We start from the raw sequence: 26,258 nt of genomic DNA on the forward strand, positions 1-26,258 counted from the left end.
TGCAAAACTAAAAGGTCTGAAGGCTTACTCCGGACACACTGTTTGAAACACTACCTCGTTACGTAAAGTTTATTTATTTGGATAGGGTCTTTTATGCAAATGTAGTAAAATGCTTGAACTTTTTATCTCTGTTTTGAGTTTCCGTAAAAATTAGCTACCTTCGTTAAGATAAATACTACATTATGGAAGAAAAAGAAAATGATATATTGACTGTTGAGGAAAAAATCGTGAAGATGCTCCGTACGGTTTATGATCCGGAAATTCCGGTAAATGTATATGATTTAGGGTTGATTTACTCTATTGAGGTAGATGATGAGAAGAATGTCCATATAGAGATGACCCTTACTGCACCAAATTGCCCGGCAGCAGATTTTATCATTGAAGATGTCCGGATGAAAGTTGAGAGCATAGATGATGTTAAGAGTGTCGATATTCAGTTGGTTTTTGAACCGGAATGGGATAAGGATATGATGAGTGAAGAGGCCAAACTGGAACTCGGTTTTTTGTAAAAACGAATTCCATATCCTTATTTTATAAAGTGCCGTTAAATGAAAAAAATCTATTTTTTGTCCGATTTGCATTTGGGCGCACGAACATTAGAAAATCCGCTTGAGAATGAGCGAAGAGTGGTGCGTTGGTTCGATTCGGTTAAAGAGGATGCTTCAGCAATATATCTGATGGGAGATATATTAGATTATTGGTATGAATATAAGACTGTCGTTCCAAGAGGATTTACCCGATTTTTCGGTAAAGTTGCCGAATTGACAGATAAAGGGATAGATGTGCATTGGTTTATCGGAAATCATGATATATGGATATTCGATTATTTACCCGATGAATTAGGTGTAAAAGTGCATTATACTCCGGAAATTGTCGATTTAAACGGGAAGACATTTTATTTGGCTCATGGTGACGGGTTGGGAGATACTTCGCTGACTTTTCGTTTTATACGGTCTGTTTTTCATAATCGATTTTGTCAGAAGTTATATTCGGCAATTCATCCCCGTTGGACGGTTGCATTTGCACATAAGTGGTCTTCTCATAGCCGACAGACCGGTAATTGTAAAGATTATTGCGGAGAAGAGAATGAATATTTGGTTCGATATGCGAAAGCCTATCTTGAAAAATCATCCGTTCATATCGATTTTTTTGTTTTCGGCCATCGACATATCATGTTAGATTTGATGATACGTCGAGATAGCAGGGTAATTATTTTAGGAGATTGGATTAATTATTTTTCTTATGCTGTTTTAGAGGGTGATCAAATGCGGTTAGAACAATTCGAAGAATGATGGTATTGTTTTAAGCGATTGTCTAAACTTTTCGAATTAGAAAATATTATCAGGTAATTTTGTGTTTTCTTCCGGTTTTTTCTTGTTTTCCCTCATTAGATAGCCCGTCATATCCTCGTAAAACAGAAAACATCTTCGAAAGAATCTCACAAACCTGACTCGAGTAAAATTTATACCGATTCTAAGACTTTTACCGTTTGTTCTTTAATTGCTCTAGATAGTCAGCCGGGGTAATACCTGTGACTTCTTTAAATACTCTGTAGAATGAAGTTTTGGAATTAAAACCGCATTCGTCGGCAACCCCCATTAATGTTATATCTTTATATTTAGGGTCTTTTAGTTTTTCTTTCACAGCTTCCACCCGATAGTAATTGACAAAATCGGCAAATCCTTTTCCTATGTACTCTTTTAGTATTTGTGCTAATTGTAGTTCCGTAAGCTTCAATACTGCAGCCAATTGAGCTTTATTGAGACGTTTATTGGTATAAAGATGGTCTGTCTCCATAGTTGCGATAAGAGCATTTACTATCTTTTGATTTTTCTCATCCGGCTCTTTTAGTTTTACAGGATTTTTAAGAACCTTGTTTTTCTTTTTTGATAAGATTTTCTGGTAATTTTTCAGAATATGAGGATATCTCTTGTTTAAGAGGTAAAGTAGAAATCCGAATAAAGCGATAGCACCTAATATACTCCAGATTACGATTGCCCAAAAACTTTTTACCCGAATGATTAAAACTTCGTGGGCATCTCCCCATTTCCCGTCCGAATTTGCTCCGCGTAGCATCAATGTATATTTTCCGCTTTTTAAAGACGGGAGCATAATACTGTTTTTCCCGAAAGTTACCCATTTCCAAACGGAGTCTTTGGGCAATATTTTGTATTGGTAACGATTTCTCCATTCATTCTGATAAGAATAGGCGGAAAATGCAATTTCGCAGAGATGATTTCTCGATGAAAGAGAAAGTGCCGGAACATTGTTTTCTGTTTGTAATTGATTTACATCGATGCTTCCGTTATCGTTTTGGATTTTTAATACCGATGGCCATGGAATAAAACTGTTGTCGAATTGTATCCGAGTATCGATTTTATTGAATCCGTTATTCCCTCCGAAATAGAGATAGGGAGGAAGTGCTGCGGCAACTTGATAATTGAAAAGAGGTCCTTGCAGTCCATCTCGTTCGCTAAAGCGAATAATGTTATTTCCCGTCATGGAAATGCGGACAATACCTTGTTCTGTCCCTAACCATAGATAATCAGGCCATACCGGAAGTATGGAAGTTACAGATCCATTGATTGCGGCATTAAAATTCTTTCTTTTTTCGAAAGTTTTGGTTTTCAAATTGAAAAAACTTATTCCTGATCCGGTTGCAAATACAAGCATTTTATCCGGTAATTCCACGATATCCCATACGATGTTGTCATTTAGTCCGTTGTGAGTCGAAGTTTGGGTATATAAATCTAACGTTTTGTTTGCAGGAGAGTAACGGCCTATTCCTCCTTGATAAAAAACAATCCAGATATTATTTTCCGAATCTTCGAATAATACTTTGATATTCGTATAAACATCTTTTTTCCCGGAGTATTCGACAGGTAAAGATACCTCTTCTACTTTGTTTGATTTATTATCGTATCGGTATAAGCCTTTGTCTAAGACTCCCATCCAAATATCTCCGTTGCGAGATTCAAGCAATGCATATATTTCTTTCAGTTCTGTTTGAGGATTAAATATCTTGGGATATATAGTATTCTGTAAAGTATTGTATTCTAATAATCCCCCTCCTGTTCCTAATAACAGGTTACCGTTTTGCAGTAAAATCCCTGTCCGTATTTGGTTATATCCGGGTTGCAGTTTTAAGGCAGAAAGCGAATAATGAGTAAATAGTCCGGTTGCTGCATCGTAACGGTCTATTCCGGCATTTGCTGTTCCTATCCATAGTTGATTCTTGGCTTTATCTGCTTGCAAGAAGATCAAGGAATTATTACTAAGGGAATTCTCCGATTCGGGGAGATTCTGAAGCAAAGGAAATCGGGGTTGCCTTTCGATGCGGCATACACCTTTGGACGTTCCGCACCAGATAGCTCCGGAACGATCTTTGTGGATGCTCATTACATCATTGCTCAAAAGAGTGTTCTCACTCCCCGGATTGTTTTTTAACCATTCGACGGATTGTTCCTTTTTATTAAAAATTGCAACGCCGTTATCTGTAGCAAGAAATAATGTTCCTGTTTTATCTTCTGTCATGTCGGTTACCAATCCGTTGATTCCGATTTGATTATATCTTTCAAAATTATTATCATCTCTTCGTAATCGGCACAGTCCGTCGGCAGTTGCGATCCATAATGAGCCGAAACTATCCTCATATATATTTTCGATAAAATCACTTGAAATAGTCGTACTATCTGTAAGAGAGTAATGAAAACTTCGATGTGTCCGGTCTTTTGTGTTGATTACGACCAAACCGTTACCTTCAGTTCCCACCCATAAAAGTCCCATCTTGTCGAAATAGATGCATTTGGCTATCCGTTCGCTTTTCAGAGCCTCGTTGAATGTTTTATGGTGGGCAAACAGTGGAGACAGCAACAGTTTATTCGAAGGTTCATCATACTGGTATATACCGTTTCGCGTACCTAACCAAATTTGGTTATCCGGAGATAATGCAATACTGTAAATAACGTTGCTTTTACTATTTATGTCATTTTCGTTCGGTAGAAAATGAACTATTTCTCTGTTCCGTTTATCGTACCTGAAAGCTCCGTACGGAGTACCTATCCACATTCGGTCTCGTGTATCGTTTTGGAGTGAATAAATTCTTTTATAAAAACCGTGATTTACATTCTGAGGTAAGGGAAGAGTTTGTAAAGAGTATCCGTCGTAATAAGCAACCCAATCGTTTGTTCCGATCCATATAAGCCCTTGTTTATCTTGCGTTATACATTGTACTGATCTTGAAGGGAGTTCGAAGTTAAGACGAAATTGATCTACATTACCGTTAAATGCCGATAAGTAACCGACATTGGCGATACATAGGAGTAGTACGATAGTGATCTGTCTGGCGAATCCGAACATAAATACGGCATTAAAAACGAATCGCAGAAATTTTTTTTATAATGCGTTTCATTTAAGTTATAAAATATTTATTTCTAAACAGTTGTAAGAAATAGTATAAATCCGTTTAGCAAATATACTCTTTTTTTTGAAAAAAAGGTCGTAGATGATCATTTTTTCAGTTTTTATAATATAAACACAAAAGAGCAGGAAAAGATTTAGATATGTTCAGAAAGTTCTTCTGATCGAGGCAGGTGATTTATGTAGAACTGTGGTGAAATTTTTTCAAACCGAAATGTTTTCTTGAACATGAAATGTAATTTTGTCAGATAAGAAAGATATATATTTTATCTTTGGAGTTTCAGATTCTGATATTGAAAGGGAATAATCTGTTGTATATTTAACAATTGAGTTGGGTATATTGGGAAAGTATTTTTATTAAGTAGAAAAATGGAAAATTCAATTACAATTAGGGAATATGGTCCGGCGGATAAAGTTGCTGTGATGAATTTAATCAGATTAAATACGCCTGAATATTTTGCATTAGAGGAAGAAACTGATTTAAATGAATATTTGGAAAATAAAAGAGAACTTTATTATGTTTTGATTTTTGATGGCGATATTGTCGGTTGTGGTGGTATAAATTTTGTGAAGAATGGGAAGGTTGCGAAAATTAGTTGGGACATTCTTCATCCGGAATATCAGCGGAGATCATTCGGGTCACAGCTTCTTAGATATAGGATCGATAAGCTTAAGACTATCGAAGGTGTTCGGGAAATAATGGTAAGGACGTCTCAATTGGCATATGGGTTTTATGAGAAGCATGGCTTTGTACTGAGTGAAATCAAGAAAGATTATTGGGCTAAAGGGTTTGATATGTACTGCATGAAATATAAAATGAAAGATTTATTGGAGAAAGGACGATAATCATACAATTTGAATGACCGTTGATTTGCAGCTTACAAGTCCGTTTAAAAATTTCCGATAAAGAGTTTTATATAACCAAACTTTTTGCATCTCTTTTTAATCTGTTTCTCCGCTTTTGTATGTTGTATAACCTAACCCGCTATGCTCTTTATCGAAACAAAAGAACATCCTTGAAAAAATCTTTTGAACCTGATCTGAGTAAAATTTAAACAGACATTAAAATAATTACCGGAGTTATTTTGCTCAATGCAGAATGACTCCGGTATTATAAACTATAAATTTAAACGAATCTTTAATACGGTATTTTAGAACTTAAGATGCGATCTTTATACCACGGATCATTTACCTGTTTCAGTAATTGACCCATTTGTCTGCATAAATCCTCGAATATTTTCTGGTTTTCCGTTATAGACAGGTTATTCATCTGATAAGGATCTTTAATGTCGTCATAAAAGAAAATATGCTTGATATTGTGTCGCTTATCGATAGATATGGCTAAAGTGTAACGTTCTGTTTTGATCCCTCGTGCCTCGGGAAAGTATGAGATAATTTTGCCGTCGGCATTCTTCTCTCCGTTCAGGTTTCTTAAATACAGTACTCCTGAAGGCAATTCAGGTGCATTTTTTTCTTTTGATATTACCGGTGCAAAATTCGTACCTTGTACGGTTTCCGGAATCTGTCGAGACAGCCCGGCTAAGCCGAGTACCGTAGGCATGATATCCGGAGATGAAAGTAACAGTCGGTCTTCTACACGAGGTTTTAATTTCTCCGGGTAACGAACCAGAAACGGAACATTCATAGATTCTGCATAAGGCGAGTTTTTAGGATCATTTGTGTTTTGGCTGCACATGGTTTCTCCGTGATCAGAAGAAAAGACGACAATCGTGTTTTCTTCTAACCTCAAATCTTTTAATGCTTTCAAAATACGACCGAATTCCCGATCTACTCCGGTAACCGAAGCAAAGTAAAAGGGGGCACATTGGGCTTTTTCCATTTGAGGATTAGCATTGGGACGTACTAATAGCTTGTCTAAGGGGATATCTTTGTAAAGATTGTAATCTTCTTCCATGACATCCTCAATTGTACGGTAAGGACTGTGAGGCGGATTCATACTGACAACCATAAAGAACGGTTTAGATGTATCTCGTACGTTTCCGGTATTTTTCAGATATTCTATCGCTTTATCCGCTTCATGTTTCGGAGACCATTCCCTTATTTCATGGCGTTTGCCGTCGGTATCCCAATAATGCGGTTGTTTGTGAATGTCGAAAGTTCCGTAAGAATACCAGTAGTCAAATCCATGCCGTCTTTCTTTGGGAGTGTAGGCATCCCATACTGGGGTATCGTTGTTTACATAAGTTCCCGGAGCTTCAGGGTTATTCGGAGTCGGAAAATCAACATGTAATTTCCCGATATAGGCACAGTTATATCCGTTTTTCTTAAAGACGTCTCCTATACATTCTATATCTTCTCGGAGACTGCTTATCGGGCGATCCGAATTGCAGTTTAACGGAACTCCGCTTCCATCCGGATACATGCCGGAAAGTAACATTCCCCGATGCGGACTGCTTAAGGGACAGTTGCTCATGGCAGAGGTCAATACTACCGATTCTCTTGCAAAATTATTCAGGTTGGGAGTGATTACAGGATCAGGTTTAAACCGGACATGTTCTTTGAACCCTTTTTCGCCCCAAAATCCCATGGCATGATTTCTGAATTGGTCGGGGAAAACATAGATTACATTCGGTTTCCGGTCTTGAATGTTATTTTGAGCCGTAACAGGAATTCCGTTTGTCAAAGATAATCCCGCAGCTGCGAATAGAAATTTTTTAGATGTTTTCATTGCGTTTAATCTTTAATCAGGTTTACTTCTCTGGTCATGCCGTGTCGGCAAGAAACTTCGAGGAATGTACTTTTTGTGTCTTTCCCGGATATTTTTATGTAATCAGATGGTGTTTCTAAGTTCCATATTCCGTTTATTTTTATTTTTATTGTCGATTTTGCAGAAGGATTGTCTATCCATTTTCGAGAATAAACACTTCGTTCTATTCGTTTCCCGTTTTTGTCATACTGTTCGTCTGCCGGTCCTTCATAGAAGTGAAGATCCGGATCACAAACACTGATTGTCATTTTATCTTTATTTTCTTTAGCTGTCATTATTAAACAAGGATGATTGACAGACAGTATTTCGTTTCCTACAGTTACTTCACCCTCTTCAAAAAGTACGTATCCGGTTGTAGAAGTTGCTTTGTCTCTTACGATATGAGCTTGTTTGTTTTGTTGCAAGACAATATAGCCTCCCGATTTTTGATATTGCTTTTTTTCTTTTTCCGAAGGTTGTATAAGGACCATATATTCATAAGATGCATTATGGGGAGTTTTCCCGTGGTCAATGGCCGCCAATGCAAAGTTATTTTCTGTCGGGGCACATGTCTCCTCGTCAAGAGAGTGTTGCAGGGTCTTGTGTACGATGATATTCCCGTTGCGTATCAGGTAATAATTCTTTTTACCGTCGCCCAGCATGGCTGTTTTCTCTGATAAACGTTTTTCATACGGAAAATCGGAGATTTTCTTTCCGTTTATGAAAATAGGACTCTCTTCTTCCGGAAGATATACTTGGAATAGTGTCGTATGTACCGGGGCATCCGGGAGAGCACTTTCTATATCAGAGCCTAATGCGATGATTCGGTTATCGAAGAAGAAATAAGATTTACGGGCTCGTAATGATCCGTTATATTTGTCATGCTCGTGCAATTTCATTCCGAAAGCTCCGTTTCGGTTTTTGCTGGATATTGCTCCTGCAAAAGATTCGTCGGAAAGGAGCATCTCTTCATATCCGGAGACTTCATCTACTTGACGTATATCGGCTTTAAGATCTTTCATCGGTATTACTGCTGCTGTTGTTCCGGGTATGTGATTCCAGTCCCAGCCTTGTTGATTAAAACCGGATGCGAACATGTCTATGGGATTACCAGAACCTAATATTTGTAAGTTCCCGTGATTCAGATAGCGTCCGAAATAGTTTGCTCCGATATAAGATTCGGTAGCCCATAAATATCGGCTGTGCCCCATAGCTGTTGCCAGCCAATTGCCTCGGCGGTGTACGGCAAGGCATGAATAATTGATCCCCCAGTTTCCTTCAGGAGCTTTTTCCGGTATTATTCCGGCTTTTGTAAACTTTTTGCTGTAACTGTCTTTTTTCCCGTTATTAAGCCGCAAATAAGCAGATGCAAGTTCGGTATCTATCTTTTCTGTTTTATCAGGGCTGCCTACTTCGGCTAATCGGGCGTAGTGCCATGGGATGAGTTTCCCTTTTCCGTCGGGATGTCTTCCTGATAAGGATAAGGGCCATGTTACGAGATTGCAATATTTGCGCATGGTGAGAAGTGCAAATTTTAGATTCTCATGACTTTGGCGGCTGATTTCGAATTCCGAATCTTGTAACAACCAAACTGAGTTTACCGCTCCGTCCAATCCTCCTACGGCATAAGCCGGATAGTTGTGACGGTGGTGGAATATCGAGCCGTCTATTTTGAAACAACCCATCGTCCCGTCCGAAAAATGCAACCCGTTGTCTATCCAACGCGAAATAGAGCGTAGATAGGTTACTTTTTGGGGAGAATCTTTCATCATCATGATGCTCGAAAGACGCCCTATTAAACTCGTGTTGAATGCATCTATATCCATGCCGTCTATTTCGGGTTTTAGTTTTACTTCTCCCGTACCGGCAAACCATTCCATTGCTCGCTGAATGTCTTGGTCTAATTCTGCTTTTATAAGGACATCCTTCATCAAAAACATTGCCGGATAATAATTTCTCATGCTGTACCCTAAGTGGTGAAGTGTTCCCATAGCACTTCCTGCACGAAATCCCTGATCGAGCATGTGGCGTGTCATCAGGATAAACATGTTTGCTAATTCTGTTTTTTCATTAGTATTTGTACTATTGTTCCAGGCTATTGCAAGGTTATACATGAAATTTACACAATTTCTTAATCCCATAGGGTTAGCGTAGATTTTTGCATAGTTCTCTCCTCCGAGATTTGCATAAGCTTCTCCAAAACGTTCAAAGAATATCGGTAATCCAGAGATTGAACCGTCCGAATTTTCTGTAATATTATATGCAATGAATTGTTTTTTCAGTTTTGTGACATCCGGCTGCTTTTTAGGAAGAAGCAATTGCTTGAGCCGGGTTTCTACATCGTTTATACTTTTTTGTTCGGAGGGACTTACTCGGGCCGGAATCGGGAGATCGAAATCGTTTTCCCATGATTTAAGTAATACTAACCAATGACTGGTTGTTTCCGGATTGATATAAGGTGCTTGAAAATCGGCTGTTTGGTGGCGTACGTCTTGGAAAGAGGATAAAATGATGTGATCCAAAAAAAGTTCTCCCGAAGCCGTATCTGGTGCGGTGATACGTAATTCGTCCATTCCCTCTTCCGGCTTTCCCTGCATGTCTCGGCTAAAGATCAGCCATGCGCCGCTCCATCCGGTAAAATTCATTCCGTATTCGAACCATGAGCAGACTTTCCCCTGTTTCAGAAACTCGAATTTCAGTTTCCCTGAGGTAATAGCTTGGGGATTGTAGACCCAGAATATAAAAGTAGAGAGAGAGGTCTCTTTCGGATTGGGATTCTGAGCCAGATACCCTATCGGTTGTTTGATAAATATTTGTGCATTGGGTTTGTCCCAATTCCACAAAAGACTGCTTTTTAAATGTTTGTAGTGCTTGTCAGATAGAGAGACTTTCGATCCTTCTCCTGCAATCACCGGAGAGGTCGATTCTTCGAATGAAAGAATTTGTGGATGCTTGAATTCCCTGACTTGAGCATTTGTGGCAAAAAAAGCCGGTATTAGCATGAATAAAAGAGAGAGGTGTTTGAAATAGTACATAAGATTTATATCGTTTTATCAATGTTGACGTAATTCGGTTAAGCGGTTGCGATCGGGAAAATCGCATTTGAGAGAGGATATTGTATTTTCCCCTGCCAGAGTAGGGGGCTCTTTTTCCAAAGGCTTTTGTGCCTGTATTTCTAAAAAAAATATTCTTCTCCCGATTGCGACAAATTTGCGATCGGGAGAAGAATGTTAGAGATGTTATTTCTTTTCAAGATTTATTTTGCGGGTCAATGCTTCCAAATAATAGTAGTCGGCATAGTTTAGCGGAACATCGATTTCGCTGTCGTGAGGAATACTGCCGACAGAGTGCATCAATACGAAATTACCGTTTGTCCCGACAATTGCCAGGTAAGCAGGACTCGATAGAGAATCGATAATTTTATCTGCTGTTTTTTTGTACTCTTTGGTATTGTCATAAGTGCTCAGTTCGTACAAAGCAGAAGCGATAACTGCTGCCGATGATGCATCGCGAGGTTCGTTTGGAATATGAGGCGCGTCAAAATCCCAGTATGGAACCAAATCTTCCGGCATGTTTTTATTATTAAATATGAAATCATATACTTTTTGAGCTTGTTCCAGATACTTTTTATCTTTTGTTTCGCGGTAGCATACTGTATATCCGTATAATGCCCATGCTTGTCCGCGAGCCCAAGACGATTCGTCGGCATATCCTTGTGCCGTTTGTCTGCTACGTACGCCACCGTTTACTTTATCATAATCTACAACATGATAGCAACTGTTATCAGGACGGAAATGGTGAGCCATTGTCGTGTCGGCGTGACTGACCGCAATTTTGTAGAATGTAGAGTCGCCGCTCAATTTCGTAGCTTCGAATAAAAGTTCGAGATTCATCATATTGTCGATAATAACCGGGCACATCCAACCTTTAGTACCTTGCCATCCACGGTCTTCATCCCAAGATTGTATAACACCGGCTGCCGGTCTGAAGCGGGTCGATAAAGATTTGGCCGTTTCTATGATTACATCTTTATAAGCCGGATTTCCGGTCAGGCGGTATGCATTCCCGTAGCTGCAATAAATCATAAAGCCGACATCGTGATGCCATTTGAGATATTTTATCGAATCTAACGTTTCAGTATATTTGATACCTAAGTCTTTCCATTTGTTGTCGTTGGTGAGTTCATACATATACCACATGGTTCCCGGGAAGAACCCGCTGGTCCAGTCATCGGCCGGGATATATTCGATTACGCCGTTGTAAACCGTTCTCGGATTCAAGAATCTTCCGGAATCTTCGATAATTTCAATTTGCCTTCCTATTTGCTGAGTTGCCGTTTCTATACCTTTTTGTATCGGATCGGTTTGTCCTGTCTGGTGTTTGGTGTTTTTCATGCAACTAAAAAGAAGCAACAGTGATAAACTTGCAAAAAAGAGTGTCTTTCTCATAATAGATGGGCTTTTGTGTTTAATTAGTTATTAAATTCTTGATTTTGGGGCTAAGATAGCTTATTCTAAGATTCGATAACAGTTTTTGAGGGAGAAGCGAGTCCTATATTCTTATATAATTTGTATCAAAAAAAACGGGACTCGGTTTTGTTGTCTAAAAAAATGGACAAAAGGTTCCATTTTTTATTTTATGGGCTATATTCCAAAGTTGAAAAGGTTTGTATTATTTTAAATGTATCTATATTAGCCTCCGAATTGACAACCAAAAAACATTGAATAATCCTCTGAATAGAAAAAAAGATTCCATGAAACACAAAAAACACACGATTTTTTAATCTCTGGCTGATGTAAATTTATTTTGATTTTAAGATGTCAGATTTCATTTTGAATTTAAAAACAATAACCCTAATCAAATATCACCAAGACTCATGAAAAGAAATAAACTAAGGATTATCCTAGTGATGTTGTGTGCTTTCAGTGCTTTGGCATTGCAGGCCCAAAAAAATGTGACCGGAACGGTAGTTGATCAGTCGGGGAATGGACTTCCCGGTGTCAGTATCTTTGTAAAAGGAACCAATAAAGGTACGACGACTGATATTGATGGAAAATTTGGCGTTTCGGTACCGGATGGAAACACGGTGCTTCGATTTACCTTTTTAGGATTTGGAGCAGTAGAACAAAAAGTGGATTTAAAGAAACCGATGACTGTTGTCATGAAAGAGACGGCAAAAGATTTGAACGAAGTTGTTGTTGTCGGTTATCAGGAAGTTCTTCGAAAAGATTTGACAGGAGCTGTCGGCGAAGCGAATTTAGGAGATATGTTACAAACTCCGGTAGTTAGTTTCGATCAAGCTTTGGCGGGACGTATTGCAGGTGTGCAGGTTACTTCCAACGAAGGTATGCCGGGGTCGGCATTCAATATTGTGATTCGTGGAGGAAACTCAATTACGCAAGATAACTCTCCGCTATTCGTGATTGACGGGTTCCCGGTAGAAGATGCCGATGCTGCTGCTTTGAACCCGAACGATATCGAGTCGATGAACTTTTTGAAAGATGCTTCTGCTACGGCGATTTATGGAGCCCGTGGTGCAAATGGCGTTGTCATTATTACAACCAAGAAAGGACAGATCGGTAAGCCGAAGATCTCTTATAACGGAAGTTTCAGTGTCTCTATGGTAACCAAGAAACTTGAGCTTATGGATGCCTATGAGTTCGTAAAACTTCAAGAAGAAATACAAGACGATCTGAGTACAACCTATTATTCTGACGGACGTACTCTTGAATCGTATCGCAATTATCCGGATCAGTATAAGTGGCAAGATGATATTTTCCGGACAGCTTATACGAATAACCATTATATTTCTTTGACCGGAGGTACTGCCGAAACTCGTTATACGGCATCATTATCATACTTAAATCAAGAGGGTATTTTGTTGAACTCGGGTTATCAACGTTTCCAGGGACGTTTTAGCCTCGATCAGCGAATCAGTCCGAAACTAAAAGTAAATGTCAATGGAAACTATGCTCGGGGAATAACGAATGGTGCTTCACCCTCGGTTGCCTCAAGCAGTGCTACAAATAGTTTGTTTTATAGCGTTTGGGGATATCGGCCGGTAACCTACGATGGTACGGATTTGCGTACATTGTTGTGGGACCCGAGTGTACCAACGAATAATGACTATCGTTTTAACCCGATTTTGTCATTAAAAAATGAATATCGCCGCTTGGTACAAGATGACTTCCAAGCTAATGCCTATGCAGAATATACCTTTATCCCGGGATTGAAATTAAAAGTTTCAGGAAGTTATCGGTTGAAAAAACGTCAAAATGAACAGTTCAATAATTCAAAGACCCGTTATGGTAACGCTACCCGTTCCGAAGGCGTAAATGCTTCAGTGCGTCAATATGATGACCATAGTTGGGTGAATGAAAATGTCTTGAATTATTCGAAGGTGTTTAATCGTAAGCATAATTTCTCGGCAATGGCCGCAGCTACCTTCCAAGGAAATTATTCTAATTATTTCAGAAATGACGTACAGAATATTTCTCATGAAGATTTAGGTATGGCCGGTATGGATAATGGTATTCCTGTATTGTCCGAATCTACTATCGGAGAGAATATGTTGATGTCTTACCTTGCCCGTGTCAATTATAATTATAAATCGAAGTATTATATTACAGCATCGTTCCGTGCCGATGGTTCTTCAAAATTTTCAAAAGAAAACCGTTGGGGTTATTTCCCCTCAGCATCGGTAGCGTGGAACTTTAACCGGGAAGACTTTTTGGCGGTTGCCGAAGATTGGCTTTCTAATGGTAAAATACGTTTAGGTTGGGGAGCTACCGGAAATAACCGGGTATCTGATTTTGCTTCTTTAGGACAAATGACTTCGAAGATCGCATTTGAATATCCTTTTGCAAACAGTTATCAAACAGCCTATAAGTTGACGGCTTTGGAAAATAAAAATTTGAAATGGGAAACGACCGAACAAACCAACTTGGGACTTGATCTCGGTTTCTTCAACGACAGAGTTTCTCTTACGGTAGATTTGTACCATAAAATTACCCGTGACTTGTTGCTTCAAGCCGATCTTCCTTACACGACAGGATATGCCTCTACTTATTTGAATGTCGGTAAAATGCAGAATAGAGGTTTGGAAATAACGTTGGAAACAACGAATATACAGAATAAAAACTTTACGTGGACGACAAACTTCAACATCGCCTTTAATCAAAGTAAAGTAAAAGAACTTTCCCGGAACCAGGAAACGCTGTTGAGTACTGTTACTTTTGATAACGCTTATAGCTCTGAGCCTTCCTATATTGCTCAAGTGGGCAAACCTTTGGGCCTGATGTATGGATATATTTATGACGGAACATACAAATATGAAGATTTTGACGTTTCGGGTGGAACTTATACTTTGAAATCGAATGTGCCCAATAACGGAAATGACCGTTCTACCATTCAACCGGGAGATGCGAAATATGTCGATATAAACGGTGATGGTGTTGTCGATGATAATGACCGTACTATTATCGGTCGGGGACAGCCAATCCATACGGGTGGTTTTACGAATAATTTCAAATACAAGAATTTCGATTTGAATATTTTCTTCACATGGTCTTATGGAAATGATATTCTAAATGCCAACCGACTTTTGTTCGACAATGGATTGTGGAAAAGAGAAACCAACATGTTTGCATCCTATGCCGATCGTTGGACTCCGGAAAATCCCGATAGCGATATTCCGCGTGCGGCAAATCAACCGAACGTATTCTCTTCACGTGTGATTGAAGATGGTTCTTATTTACGTTTGAAATCAGTGACTTTAGGATATAACTTCCCGCAAAGAGTTTTGAAAAAACTGACGTTATCCAGTGCACGGATATTTATTTCGGGAGAAAATTTGTGGACATTGACTTCTTATTCGGGATACGATCCGGAAGTTTCTGTTCGAAACTCAGCCTTGACTCCGGGTTTTGACTACTCGGCTTATCCTCGGGCATATAACTTCTCCGTAGGTCTTAATGTTAGTTTTTAACCGATAAAATCCGAATTTGAAAATGAAAACAATAAAAAATATATTTCTGGGCAGTACGATGTTGTTGTTCACTGCTTGCAATTTTTTGGAAACGACGCCAAATGATTTCATCGATCCGGATGATTTTTATAAAGATGATACCGAGGCGTTTATGGGACTTGCCGGGATTTATAATACTTTGAACAGCTCGAATGTTTATGGCGAAAAGTATTATCAGGCTGTAGGAACCGATGACCTTACCTATTATTATACATCCAGTACGGCCGAAGTCGGGTTGTCCAATAATAACTATACCGCAAATGATGCCAATCTGGCTGCTATTTGGCAAGGTCTGTACGAAGGTATTAATAATGCAAATTATTTCCTCGAACGCATAACCGATGCTCCTGTAACTGAAGAAAATAAAAAGTTGTATCGGGGTGAAGCGACGTTCTTGAGAGCTTATTTCTATTTCCTCCTGGCGCAAAGTTGGGGTGATGTGCCTTTGATCACGACTGCACAGACCAATACCGACAACTATATGCCGAATATTAAGGCTACTCCTCAGGCTACTGTTTTGAAATTTGTTACAGATGAAATGGAGAAGGTCTTGAATGACGGAGAAAACTACTCGATCGGTACGATACAAACCGTAGGATCAGGTCGTGTAAGCCGTTCTGCCGTAAAAGGTATTCTTGCCCGGGTATATTTGAAGAGAGCCGGTTGGCCGACTAATGAAACCGAACTTTATGCTAAGGCCAAATATTGGGCCGGAGAAGTAATCAATCCTCAGGATGGATCAATGACTCATAGCTTGAACCTCCAAGGTTATGATCAGGTATTCATAAATCTTGCTTCTGACACGTATGATCCTGCCGAGGTTATTTGGGAAGTAGAGTTTAAAGGAAACCGTCAAGATTCTCATACAAATGCCGGCCGTGTAGGTAGCTTGATTTGTGGTATTCAAAATGCCGATGTTTTGCAAACATCATTGGGTTACAGTTATGGTCGCCATTGTGTAACTCCGGGTTTGTGGGATTTATATAACGATTTAGATGGAGATGGAGATCCTGAATTGATTTCAACGAAAGATGAATCTGACCCTCTGAATGAGAAATATAACAGAGATGAACGCAAAGATTGGAATATTGCTCCGTATCGTTTCCAGAAAAGAGATGATGCAACCGTATATTGGAAGAGAAATTGGGAATATATCGGCGATGTGAAGTTAAACAATAACGGCGATCCCGATTTGAAAGACGGAAATCAACAATTTGCTACACGTACCCAGTATATCGAAAGAAATGCCGGTAAATTCCGTAGAGAATATGAATTGGTAACTCCTCGGGACAAGAATTATACGCCGATCAACTTCCCGTTGTTGCGCTATTCCGATGTGTTGTTGATGTATGCCGAAGCTCAGAATAAAGCAGAAGGAACACCTTCGGTCGAATCGATCGCTTATGTCAATGAAGTCCGTACGCGGGCAAACGCACCTGAAGTTACGATTACCGATTCTGATGACTTCCAACGTTTGATCGAAGACGAAAGAGGACGTGAACTCTGCTTCGAAGGCCTGCGGAAAATGGATCTGATCCGTTGGGGTAAATATAAAAGTGCAATGGAAAAAGTCAGTCTATATGCAACCGATGCTCGTTGGTCGAGCGGTCGCCAGTATTTATTGGTATATGCAACAAACGGTGCGACATCCGATCGGTATCAATGGTTGCCTATCCCGACAAGAGAACTTGGGTTGAATAATTTGTTGCAACAGAATCAAGCATGGAGATAACCTTTAAAAACACAAAATTATGAAAATCAAAAAATCAATTTATATATTGGCTGTCGGTGCACTTTTCGTTTCTTGCAACGATTTGGATGTGGATGACAACGTCGATTTCAATGTCTCATTAGCACCGGAAAACACCTATAAAGCAGGAGAACCGGTCGTATTTAATTTTGATGGTAATCCCGATTATATCACATGGTGGTCGGGAGAAGAAGGACATGTATATGCCAATCGTGAACGTACCGAATTGCCTTTGGAAGAGATCGAGTCTGTAACGTTAAGTTTTGAAGCACAGGCTCGTTACGGGAAAGTGACCAATACCTTGTCGCTGTTTGTCAGCGATGATTTCCCGGGCTTGAGTAAAGATGCGGCAACCGATAAAGCCCGTGTTGCCGATTTCGAGACCAATGCTACATCGTTGAGCAGTAACGGGGAATTGTTGGAAAGTAAATTTGCCAACAGGACGGCAACATCTTTCGATCTTACTCCTTACAGTGCGTCGGAAATGACCCTTGCATTCCATTATAAAGCCGATTTCGATGGAAAAAATTCTTTAAAGCGTTGGGATTTTTATAGTGTAGCCATAACGACTGTCTATAAAAATGGGAATACCACCACATTAGGTGTCGCCGATTTGGGATTGATGGCATTTGATTGTAATCCGAATACGGATCCACAACATGCGCAACATGGAGACCCCTATTTTGACAATAGCTCGGGTAGCGGATCTTGTTCCGGAGTGTGGGATTTACGTTCATCATTGACACGGGTAAATAGTTTCACGTATCTTGGTGGTGGACCCAGTGAAACATATACCAATGATGCCGATGACTGGTTGTTTACCAAGGCGTTGAAATTGAATACGTGCGATCCGGATGAGAATAGCGGAGTTTTGAAAAATATAAATGTCCGGCTTCCGTCCTACTCGTATGTCTATACCGAACCGGGAACCTATACGGTAACTTTCATTGCCGGAAATCAGAATGTTTACGGAGCTGCACGTACGATTCAAGAAGTTACATTTACGATTAAATAAGGAAAACTAACCTTAACTATGCTATATATCAAGAAGGCTACATCGGTTGATGGTGTAGCCTTCTTTTCTTTAAAGAGGAGACCCTAAATATTGAAAATGTTCCATTTTTTAATTTATGGGATATGCATCGCTTTTAAATTTTTCGCTGTTTCGTTCATAATGAGGATATTTGCATCAAACGAAAAACACACTGTATGAAAATAAAATGGTTGGCCTTACTCCTGATAGTTCTGTTTTTTCATGACGGATACTCTCAAAAGATCGATTGGAATGATTCTATTCCGAAATATATTTCTGCGACTGGTGCAAAGTTATCTTTAAATAAAGATTTTGTGAAGGAGGGGAGTTCTTCTCTTCAATGGCAATGGTCATCGCCTTCGGTATTAACTATTGAAAATCCGGCGTTATTCAAAAAAGCTGTGAATACGTATCGGGGCGGATTAACCATGTGGATTTATAATGATAAGCCTGTCGATTCTGCTTTGCGCATCTCCTTTGTCGCTGCAGATGGTTCGACCCCTTATTGGTTCGATTACAACCTCGGATTTTCAGGCTGGAGAGCTTGCTGGGTCAGCTTTGAAAATATGCAGGGAGACCATAAGAGTAAAGATTTGGTACGTTGGACAATCACTACACCCGAAAATTTAAAATCCGGAACGCTTTTGCTCGATCGGGTCGAATTTCCCTTAAAGGGGGTTCATCACCAGGCAACACCGGATTATCAGACTCCTTTAAATAATACAAAACTTTCGCGCATTCTTTGGCATTGGGCCCGATTGCATGAATGGGAACAATATCAATATGACTTGCCTTTACAAGCAGTCAGTTCGTCGCAACAAAAGGATATACAAACCATTTCTCAACGATTGACGGCGCAGGTGGCACCCGAAAACGGAAAAGGAAATGCTACGAAAGCATTGTCGATAGCCAACAATGCCAAAATTCGCAGGGTCGATGGTAAGATGACCGGAGCTCCGTTGGTTTCGAATGACGAATTGAATAAAAAGGCCGGCGATATCGGGCTGTCCGACTTGGAAACAATGTTGTTCGGATTTGCCGGAGACTGGTATTATAATAAAAACGAAGAATCGAAGCAGGCATTCTTCGATGTGTTTGAATATGCCATACAACAAGGTTTCGCTTTTGGTAGCGGGTTGGGAACAAATCACCATTACGGTTATCAAATACGTGACATTTATAAAGCGGCATGGATGATGCGTGATTTATTGAAAGAAAATACACCGCTGAATGTCGAAATTCGCCGGACATTATCCTATTGGAGCGGATTGGCCGAAACCCGGCATTCATATCAATATGGACGTGACGAGCTGCTCGATTCTTGGAATACGTTGTTGACACCGAAAGTGATCAGTGTCCTGATTCAACCGGATATGCAGGAGCGGGTGCGTGAAATGAAGGCTTTGAGCCGTTGGGTAAGCGGATCTTTAGCCTTTACCCCCGGAACCATAGGCGGGATCAAGGTCGATGGCACAACATTTCATCATGGAGGTTTATACCCGGCATATTCGATCGGGGCGTTTGCAACAATCGGGAAATATCTTGAGTTGACAAATCATACCGAATTTACCATTTCAGATGATGCTGCCCATAACGTAAAACTTGCCTTGCAGACCATGCGGAATTATTGTAATCTGAAAGATTGGGGGCTGGGCATTGCCGGCCGACATCCTTTTAACGGATCTATATCGAATGATGCAGTACAGGCTTTTGCCTTATTGGCCGATAGAGGAGATCTTACCGGTTCGGGAAATAAAATTGATGAAGAATTGGCGGCTGATTATTTAAGACTGAACAGGACCTCATCTCCATATAAAGGAAAGTTTGAAGACGCCGGAATTAAAGCCGCGTCTGCACCTCAAGGATTCTTCGCTTATAATTATGGAGCATTGGGCATACATCGTTTCGATAATTGGATGGTAACTTTAAAAGGATATAATACCGATGTATGGTGTTCTGAGATATATACCAAAGATAATCGTTATGGCCGTTATCAGAGTTATGGCTCGGTACAGATTTTGGCATCCGGTCGACCGGTCAATAATTTTGCCAGTGGTTTTGTCGAAGACGGTTGGGACTGGAACCGTGTACCGGGAGCAACAACGATACATCTTCCGTTAGAGAAACTTGAAAATCCTCTTCCGGGGACATTAATGGAACGTTCTGAAGAGAACTTCTCCGGAGCATCTTCTTTAGAAGGGAAACAAGGCGTGTTCGTATTTAAGTTGAAAGAAAAAGACCGCGAAAACTTTACCCCGGGATTTGTCGCTCGAAAATCGGTATTTTGTTTCGAAAACAGATTGATCTGTTTGGGTTCCGATATTTCTAACGATAATAAGGAATATCCGACGGAGACCACGCTGTTCCAATTAGCACTGAAAAGAAACTCCGAACCGATACTGTTGGGATCAGACACGATTACCGGAATACCGGTAGAAAAAACTATCCCGGGAGATTCTCCGATACTTCTCTCCGATACGAAAGGCAACTATTATCGGGTGGCTGCCGGACAAGATTTGCATCTCTTGAGGCAAATGCAGAAATCGAGAGACAATAAGTTGAAGTCGGAGACCGAAGGTCGGTTTGTGACGGCATACCTGAATCATGGTGTCGCTCCTGAAAAGGCCGGCTATGAGTATATGGTATTAGTACAGCCAACGCCTGCGCAAATAAAGAAGGCTGCATCCGAAAAAAAATTGCCTTATCAGGTACTTAGAAAAGATACGTATGCTCATATTGTAAAGGACATCCCAAGTGGAACAATCGGATATGTCGTTTTTGAGCCTTTGGAAATGAAAGATGATTACTTGCTTGCTTCCGATGCCGAAACATTGGTCCTTTTGCGCCCGGTTGATAAGAAGACTCGAATGATAAGTATCTGCGATCCAAACCTGAATTTAGAAGAAAAGACTTATACGACAGCAAAACCCTCACGTCCGCTGACAAAAACGGTTCTTTTAAAAGGGAAATGGAAAAACAGTTCGAATGATGAAAACGTTTCTATAAAACAAGAAAATGGGAATACTCGGTTAACGGTTACCTGCGTTGACGGTCGTCCCGTAGAATTTCGTTTAATAGCTCAATAATTAAAATACTACTAATCTCAAAAAAAATGACAATGAAAAAAATGATGTTTTGCTTGTTAAGTTTGTGTTTCGGACTTACGGCGTTTGCACAGGAAAATCTGTTGGAAAATGGTGGATTTGAAGAAGGTATTCCGGAAGTGATTACCGGTCAGAAAAGCACCCAAGGCAAATGGTTGGCTTATTATCAAGCTCAACGGGGTGGAATAGAAACTGCAGAATGTGAAGGATATAAAGGAAAAGGATTGAAAGTTACGGTCAACAAATGTGAGAAACCGGTATGGGATAATTATATCTACCAGAATCTCTCTTTAGAACCGGGACAATATGAAATTACTTTTTATGCAAAAGCTTCTAAGAATGCTGCCGAACGCACAAGTTTGCGGGTGACGATAAAACCGACAACTGCTTCTTATTTGGGCGATTTCAAATCTCCGTGGTCTCCTAAGAAAAAAGTTACCACCGAGTGGCAACAGTTTACCCAGAAATTTACTATTACCGACTATCAGGAAGGTGTCGATAATGCTCGTTTCCTGATTACCTTGGAAGAACAAGATATCGATTTCTTTATCGATGAAGTGACTTTGACGAAGATTAAATAACATTTATTTTTTTAATACCTCATGATTATGAAAAAAACTTTACTGGCGGTAGCAGCAGTTTTGTTCGGGATGAACATGTCTGCTCAAAATTTGATTTCGAACAGTACGTTCGACACCGATGCAACTGGTTGGTCACAATATACCCGGAATGGGGGAAGCATCACCACATTTCAAGTTGAGGAGGGTATTCTTCATGTGAAGAGTAATGGAGCTGGAGATAATACCACTGACGCTAATTTGAAAAATCGTTTCAATGGTGGTATCTATACCTCTCTTCCTTCTTTAGCAGCACAAAAATATACGTTGACACTCGATATTTGTGCTGTGAATACGGCAGCAACAAGAACTTTCAGTGTTGCTATATTGAAAGATGTCGATCTGACTGCAGATGGAGCTACCACAACCGCAAATAACGTATATCTCCCTTCTGCACAGACGATTAATACCAGCACAGATGTCGCTCTTATAACTTTGAGATTTGACATTACTTTGAATGACGCTGCTGAAAATGCTGTACTTGCTTTGGGATTTACAGCGAATTCTGCAGAATGGTATATCGACAATATTTACCTGACTCCGGCATACTTGGGAAATCCCGGATTTGAAACAACTTATAACTGGAGTAAAAACGGCGGAATGACTTGGGCTCAGGATGACACCGAAGGCAATGTGCATGGTGGTACTAAATCTGGGAAATATACCCCTACTCCTGACCTTGAAAAAGAATTTTATCAATGTCGTTCTCAAGCACCTGTTACTTATTTAAAGACAACAGATAACAAGGTGACTGTACGTTTCTGGGCAAAAGGTGCTGAAGGCGGTGAAGTTGTTTACGGGTTATTCTACGATAGCGAAAAAGACTCTCCCGCTTTGGGATTAGGCGATTATCTTGCCGATGACAAGAAATCTCCTAAAGAAGGTATCCCTATGGCGACGTTGACGACCGAATGGGCTCCATATACGTTCGTTTTTGAAGGTACAGACAATATGGTAACTCCGTACTTCGGATTTTCAAGCAATCAAACCGGAAAGACATTCTGGATCGACGATATTGTAATGTTTGCCGAAAATGATCCTACTCTGGGCATTTCTGCTCCGGCAGTAGCCGATAATTCGGGTATTAAGGTATTTGCTGCCGGTTCACAAGTATTTGTAGCATCGGATGCTGCAGCTACCGTAAATGTATATAGCATGACGACCGGTGTTTTGTTCGACAGCAAACAAATCACAGAAGGAAATACCGTAATCGATTTGGCAAAAGGAGCTTATATTATTCAGGTGGTTACCAACGGAAAATCCGTTTCAGAAAAAGTGATTATCCGTTAATCGACCATTCTGTATTTGCTTAATGGCACGGGTAGTCCGGCAGGGATTACCCGTACTTTTCTTTATAACCGTAAAAACACCCCTTACTCATGAAAAAAATAATCATTTCATTTTTTGTGTTGCTTCTGTGTGTTTCTGCTTATGGAATACAATATGATTTTGAGGATGGAGTGGTCCCGTCGACGATCAATGACGTGCAAAAAGGTTTATTGACGGTTTCGTCCGATCATGCTAAGATGGGGACAAAATCGCTTCGTTGGGATTGGACTGCTTCCGGTGCACTTTTCCGTGTGAATGATGAAGTAAATATCCCTTATGCTATTAACGCCTTCAACAATCGGGGTGGTTTACGGATGTGGATTTATTCTCCGAAAGCAATGCCCGGTAAATCGCTGCAATTTATCTTTAGAAACCAATCGGTGCGTGTATATACTTTCGATTTTAATTTGGATTTTACCGGTTGGCGTGCCTGTTGGATCGCTTTTTCGGACATGTGGGTTCCCGGAGCTGCGGATGATGTACAACCGACACAACAAGATATAGATGAATTAACGATAAAAGCTCCGGAAGGTGTAGAGAGCGGTACGCTCTATTTCGACCGATGGGATTTTTCGAGCAGTATACATAAACAGGCTACTCCGGATGCCCAAATACCGAAGAACAACCGTTTCTTGACGCGGGACTTCTGGCATTGGGGGCGATTGTGGGAATGGGAGCAATTCTCATATTCGGATGATCTGAAAAATCTTGTTCCTACGGAATCGGAACTCGAAGAATTGCGGACGATGACCGAAAACGTCCGGACTTCTTTATTCGGGAAAGTCAATAATACGACCATAGCCAATGCCTCCACAAAACTTTCAGCAGCCGGCATACAGCGCAATGCCTCGACAGGTTTCATTTCAGGTAAGCCTCTATATACCGATCAGGAAAAAGAATCGGGAGATATCGGCTGTCAAGATGTGAATGATATGATGCTCGGTTTTGCCATGGATTATTATTTCAATCAGAATCTCTCGGCCGCTGAAAATTTTATGTTGGTTTATGATTACGCCTTGGATCAAGGATATGCTTATGGAAGCGGTATGGGTACCAACCATCATTTTGGCTATTTTAATAGGGATATGCCTAAAGCCGTATGGATGATGGAGGATTATCTGAAGGATAAAGGCCGTTGGGATGAAGCTCTGCAATTGACGCAATACTGGAGTGGACTGGCTGAGACGCGACAACCTTATGATATATATCGGGATGAATTGATCGATACGTGGTATACTCTGCATATGTCAAAGCTTTATGCTGCCTTGATGATTGACGATGAGACAGAACGTTTTCGCGCCGTTAAAGGTTTGGCGAGATGGACCAACGGATCGATATGTTTTACTCCCGGAACGATTGGCGGTATTAAACCTGACGGGACAGCTTTTCATCATGGAGCACATTATCCCGACTATGCATCTTCGGCTTTCGGCATATTGGGCGATTATGCCAATTATGTGAATGGAACCTCTTTTACCTTGGAAGCCTCGGCCCGGGCCGTATTGAAACAGGCTTTTATGGCAATGGCCTCTTATTGTAACGTAAAAGAATGGGGTATAGGGGTTTGTGGACGTCATCCGTTTAATCCGAACGAATGTTCTATAAAGCCCAAAAATATAAATGCGTTTGCCTATTTGGCCATCGACGGAGAGAATGTCGATGAAGATCTGGCTTCAAATTTTTTACGCATCTATGAGACTGCTACGGCGACAACGGCCATGAATAACATGAAGAAGAAATTCACGTCAATGGGAATCGAGAAAGCTGAACCTATGCAGGGATTCTTTACCTATAATCATGCCGCCCAAGGAATATTCCGGGGAGGGAAGTGGATGGCTTCTTTGAAAGGTTTTAATCGATATGTCTGGGGATCGGAAATATATTACTCGAACAATCGTTATGGACGTTATCAAAGTTATGGATCAATACAAATTCTGGATGGCGGAGATCCGGTAACAGAGGCCGACAGCCGTTTCCTGGAAGATGGTTGGGATTGGAATCGGTTGCCCGGTACAACTACCATACATAAGAGTTGGTCTGCCTTAAATTCTCCTTATTCTGATGCTACATTGAAGCAGGATGAAACATTCTCGGGCAGTAACAATTTGAATGGAACTTCCGGTATGTTCGTGATTAAGTTGAAAGAACCGTCTCACAAAAACTTTACGCCTGATTTTACGGCCCGAAAGTCTGCATTCTGTTTCGACAACCGTATTGTATGTATAGGGACGGGGATATCCAATTCTGAAAGTTCCCTAAATACTGAAACGACACTGTTCCAACATGCAATCTTGAGCGACGATGAAGCGGTTGAGTGGAATAATACTGTTTCGACAGATGCTACGATCAATGAAACGATCGGTAATGCGGAAGGGATGATCTTTAAAGACCAAACAGGAAACTATTATCAAATAAAAGAGCCGCTGAAGGTAGTCGTAAAAAAAGGGTCGCAGACATCGGTAAACAATAAGACAAAAGCTGCAACCGAGGGAAAATTCGCTTGTGCATATATCGATCACGGAACGGCTCCGGCAAATGCATCGTATGAATATCTGATTACGATACAGCCTGATGATTCGGAAAAGACAGCTTTGAAAGCAGAGGGGTATCAACCTTATGAAGTCTTACGTAAAGACAATAACGCCCATATCGTACGTGATTGTGAGTCTGAAGTGACGGCTTATGCGTTTTTTGAAGAGACAGACCTTAACGATGATGATTATATCGTGAATGCGACCGGAGAGGTTATGGCCATGATAGGGGCTCCGAATGAGGATGGCCAAGTCGATATGAGTGTATGTGATCCTAATCTTAATATAGCGACGATCGATTATACGACTTCAGATCCGAGTCGTCCGGTAACTCATGTCTTTGAGCTGAAAGGTGAATGGACCTTGGCCGATGGAGATAATGAAAAAGTTTCGGTAACGCCTGCATCCGATGAAGGAAATACCCGCCTGGAGGTTATATGTCAATATGGTATCCCGGTTTCTTTTAAATTGAAAAATGAAATACTTTTGGGCGATGCCAAGACAGAACTTCGGGATATTCGGATATTTGGTTCGAATGGAAAATTGTGTGTGAATAGTGATGCCACCTGTGTTCGGGTATATACTTTACAGGGTCGGATGGTGGAAGAGGTAGAAAAAAATGCCGGTATCCGCTATTTTGAACTTCCGGAAGGATGTTATATCGTGTCGGTTGAGACTTCTGCCGGAATTGTGCGTCACAAAGTTATGTTATAAAGATAGTACGGAAAATCGTTGAGATTGG

General features: G+C 40.4%; 14 protein-coding genes. 10 read left to right on the forward strand and 4 right to left on the reverse strand.

Going from position 1 to position 26,258, the window contains the following annotated elements:
- Window positions 1–182: 182 nt before the first annotated feature.
- Complete coding sequence (locus AC0UMU_RS00005; protein ID WP_022391273.1) at window positions 183–509, forward strand: metal-sulfur cluster assembly factor; 327 nt, start codon at window positions 183–185, stop codon at window positions 507–509.
- Between the two features lie 39 nt (window positions 510–548).
- Window positions 549–1,292 (forward strand): UDP-2,3-diacylglucosamine diphosphatase, encoded by a 744-nt coding sequence (locus AC0UMU_RS00010; protein ID WP_278585801.1) that lies wholly within the window; start codon window positions 549–551, stop codon window positions 1,290–1,292.
- Between the two features lie 190 nt (window positions 1,293–1,482).
- On the opposite strand, the gene AC0UMU_RS00015 is transcribed toward AC0UMU_RS00010, so the two are convergent.
- Complete coding sequence (locus AC0UMU_RS00015) at window positions 1,483–4,359, reverse strand: two-component regulator propeller domain-containing protein (RefSeq protein WP_009318048.1); 2,877 nt, start codon at window positions 4,357–4,359, stop codon at window positions 1,483–1,485.
- 429 nt (window positions 4,360–4,788) lie between these two features.
- Between AC0UMU_RS00015 and AC0UMU_RS00020 the strand changes: the two genes are divergently transcribed.
- Entirely contained in the window at window positions 4,789–5,265 is a 477-nt protein-coding gene (locus AC0UMU_RS00020) for a GNAT family N-acetyltransferase (RefSeq protein ID WP_009318047.1), read from the forward strand.
- 292 nt (window positions 5,266–5,557) lie between these two features.
- On the opposite strand, the gene AC0UMU_RS00025 is transcribed toward AC0UMU_RS00020, so the two are convergent.
- From AC0UMU_RS00025 to AC0UMU_RS00035, 3 genes are all read right to left on the reverse strand, one after another.
- Window positions 5,558–7,108: a sulfatase family protein gene (locus AC0UMU_RS00025; protein ID WP_278715029.1), complete on the reverse strand. Its 1,551-nt coding sequence runs from the start codon at window positions 7,106–7,108 to the stop codon at window positions 5,558–5,560.
- Window positions 7,109–7,113: 5 nt separating this feature from the next.
- Window positions 7,114–10,161 carry a chondroitinase family polysaccharide lyase gene (locus AC0UMU_RS00030; protein ID WP_278715027.1) on the reverse strand — a complete coding sequence of 1,016 codons (3,048 nt, stop codon included), beginning with the start codon at window positions 10,159–10,161 and terminating at the stop codon, window positions 7,114–7,116.
- A gap of 204 nt (window positions 10,162–10,365) precedes the next feature.
- Window positions 10,366–11,574 (reverse strand): glycoside hydrolase family 88 protein, encoded by a 1,209-nt coding sequence (locus tag AC0UMU_RS00035; protein WP_423767130.1) that lies wholly within the window; start codon window positions 11,572–11,574, stop codon window positions 10,366–10,368.
- A gap of 428 nt (window positions 11,575–12,002) precedes the next feature.
- On the opposite strand from AC0UMU_RS00035, the gene AC0UMU_RS00040 reads away from it, so the two are divergent.
- The 7 genes from AC0UMU_RS00040 (at window position 12,003) to AC0UMU_RS00070 (ending at window position 26,230) form a co-directional block, all read left to right on the forward strand.
- Window positions 12,003–15,113 (forward strand): SusC/RagA family TonB-linked outer membrane protein, encoded by a 3,111-nt coding sequence (locus tag AC0UMU_RS00040; protein ID WP_278715025.1) that lies wholly within the window; start codon window positions 12,003–12,005, stop codon window positions 15,111–15,113.
- A 22-nt stretch (window positions 15,114–15,135) separates the two neighbouring features.
- A complete protein-coding gene (locus AC0UMU_RS00045; RefSeq protein WP_288639841.1) occupies window positions 15,136–16,884 on the forward strand; it encodes a RagB/SusD family nutrient uptake outer membrane protein in 1,749 nt (582 codons plus the stop codon).
- Window positions 16,885–16,903: 19 nt separating this feature from the next.
- Entirely contained in the window at window positions 16,904–17,917 is a 1,014-nt protein-coding gene (locus AC0UMU_RS00050) for a DUF5017 domain-containing protein (protein WP_009318040.1), read from the forward strand.
- Between the two features lie 194 nt (window positions 17,918–18,111).
- A complete protein-coding gene (locus tag AC0UMU_RS00055; protein WP_288639842.1) occupies window positions 18,112–21,021 on the forward strand; it encodes a chondroitinase family polysaccharide lyase in 2,910 nt (969 codons plus the stop codon).
- A 32-nt stretch (window positions 21,022–21,053) separates the two neighbouring features.
- Window positions 21,054–21,620, forward strand: a complete 567-nt coding sequence (locus AC0UMU_RS00060) for a carbohydrate binding domain-containing protein (protein ID WP_473979849.1) — start codon at window positions 21,054–21,056, stop codon at window positions 21,618–21,620.
- 27 nt (window positions 21,621–21,647) lie between these two features.
- The gene (locus tag AC0UMU_RS00065) at window positions 21,648–22,946 is read left to right on the forward strand and encodes a T9SS type A sorting domain-containing protein (protein WP_288639844.1); all 1,299 of its coding nucleotides are present in this window, start codon (window positions 21,648–21,650) and stop codon (window positions 22,944–22,946) included.
- Between the two features lie 89 nt (window positions 22,947–23,035).
- Window positions 23,036–26,230: a chondroitinase family polysaccharide lyase gene (locus AC0UMU_RS00070; RefSeq protein WP_288639845.1), complete on the forward strand. Its 3,195-nt coding sequence runs from the start codon at window positions 23,036–23,038 to the stop codon at window positions 26,228–26,230.
- Window positions 26,231–26,258 lie beyond the last annotated feature (28 nt).

It is taken from the genome of Coprobacter fastidiosus (genome assembly GCF_982245605.1).

Bases quoted from the DNA above. Each gene is read 5' to 3' on its own strand.
- AC0UMU_RS00010 (WP_278585801.1), top strand. From the start codon at position 549: ATGAAAAAAATCTATTTTTTGTCCGATTTGCATTTGGGCGCACGAACA.
- AC0UMU_RS00065 (WP_288639844.1), top strand. From the start codon at position 21,648: ATGAAAAAAACTTTACTGGCGGTAGCAGCAGTTTTGTTCGGGATGAAC.
- AC0UMU_RS00020 (WP_009318047.1), top strand. From the start codon at position 4,789: ATGGAAAATTCAATTACAATTAGGGAATATGGTCCGGCGGATAAAGTT.
- AC0UMU_RS00030 (WP_278715027.1), bottom strand. From the start codon at position 10,161: ATGTACTATTTCAAACACCTCTCTCTTTTATTCATGCTAATACCGGCT.
- AC0UMU_RS00015 (WP_009318048.1), bottom strand. From the start codon at position 4,359: ATGTTCGGATTCGCCAGACAGATCACTATCGTACTACTCCTATGTATC.
- AC0UMU_RS00040 (WP_278715025.1), top strand. From the start codon at position 12,003: ATGAAAAGAAATAAACTAAGGATTATCCTAGTGATGTTGTGTGCTTTC.
- AC0UMU_RS00070 (WP_288639845.1), top strand. From the start codon at position 23,036: ATGAAAAAAATAATCATTTCATTTTTTGTGTTGCTTCTGTGTGTTTCT.
- AC0UMU_RS00005 (WP_022391273.1), top strand. From the start codon at position 183: ATGGAAGAAAAAGAAAATGATATATTGACTGTTGAGGAAAAAATCGTG.
- AC0UMU_RS00055 (WP_288639842.1), top strand. From the start codon at position 18,112: ATGAAAATAAAATGGTTGGCCTTACTCCTGATAGTTCTGTTTTTTCAT.
- AC0UMU_RS00045 (WP_288639841.1), top strand. From the start codon at position 15,136: ATGAAAACAATAAAAAATATATTTCTGGGCAGTACGATGTTGTTGTTC.
- AC0UMU_RS00025 (WP_278715029.1), bottom strand. From the start codon at position 7,108: ATGAAAACATCTAAAAAATTTCTATTCGCAGCTGCGGGATTATCTTTG.
- AC0UMU_RS00035 (WP_423767130.1), bottom strand. From the start codon at position 11,574: ATGAGAAAGACACTCTTTTTTGCAAGTTTATCACTGTTGCTTCTTTTT.
- AC0UMU_RS00050 (WP_009318040.1), top strand. From the start codon at position 16,904: ATGAAAATCAAAAAATCAATTTATATATTGGCTGTCGGTGCACTTTTC.
- AC0UMU_RS00060 (WP_473979849.1), top strand. From the start codon at position 21,054: ATGAAAAAAATGATGTTTTGCTTGTTAAGTTTGTGTTTCGGACTTACG.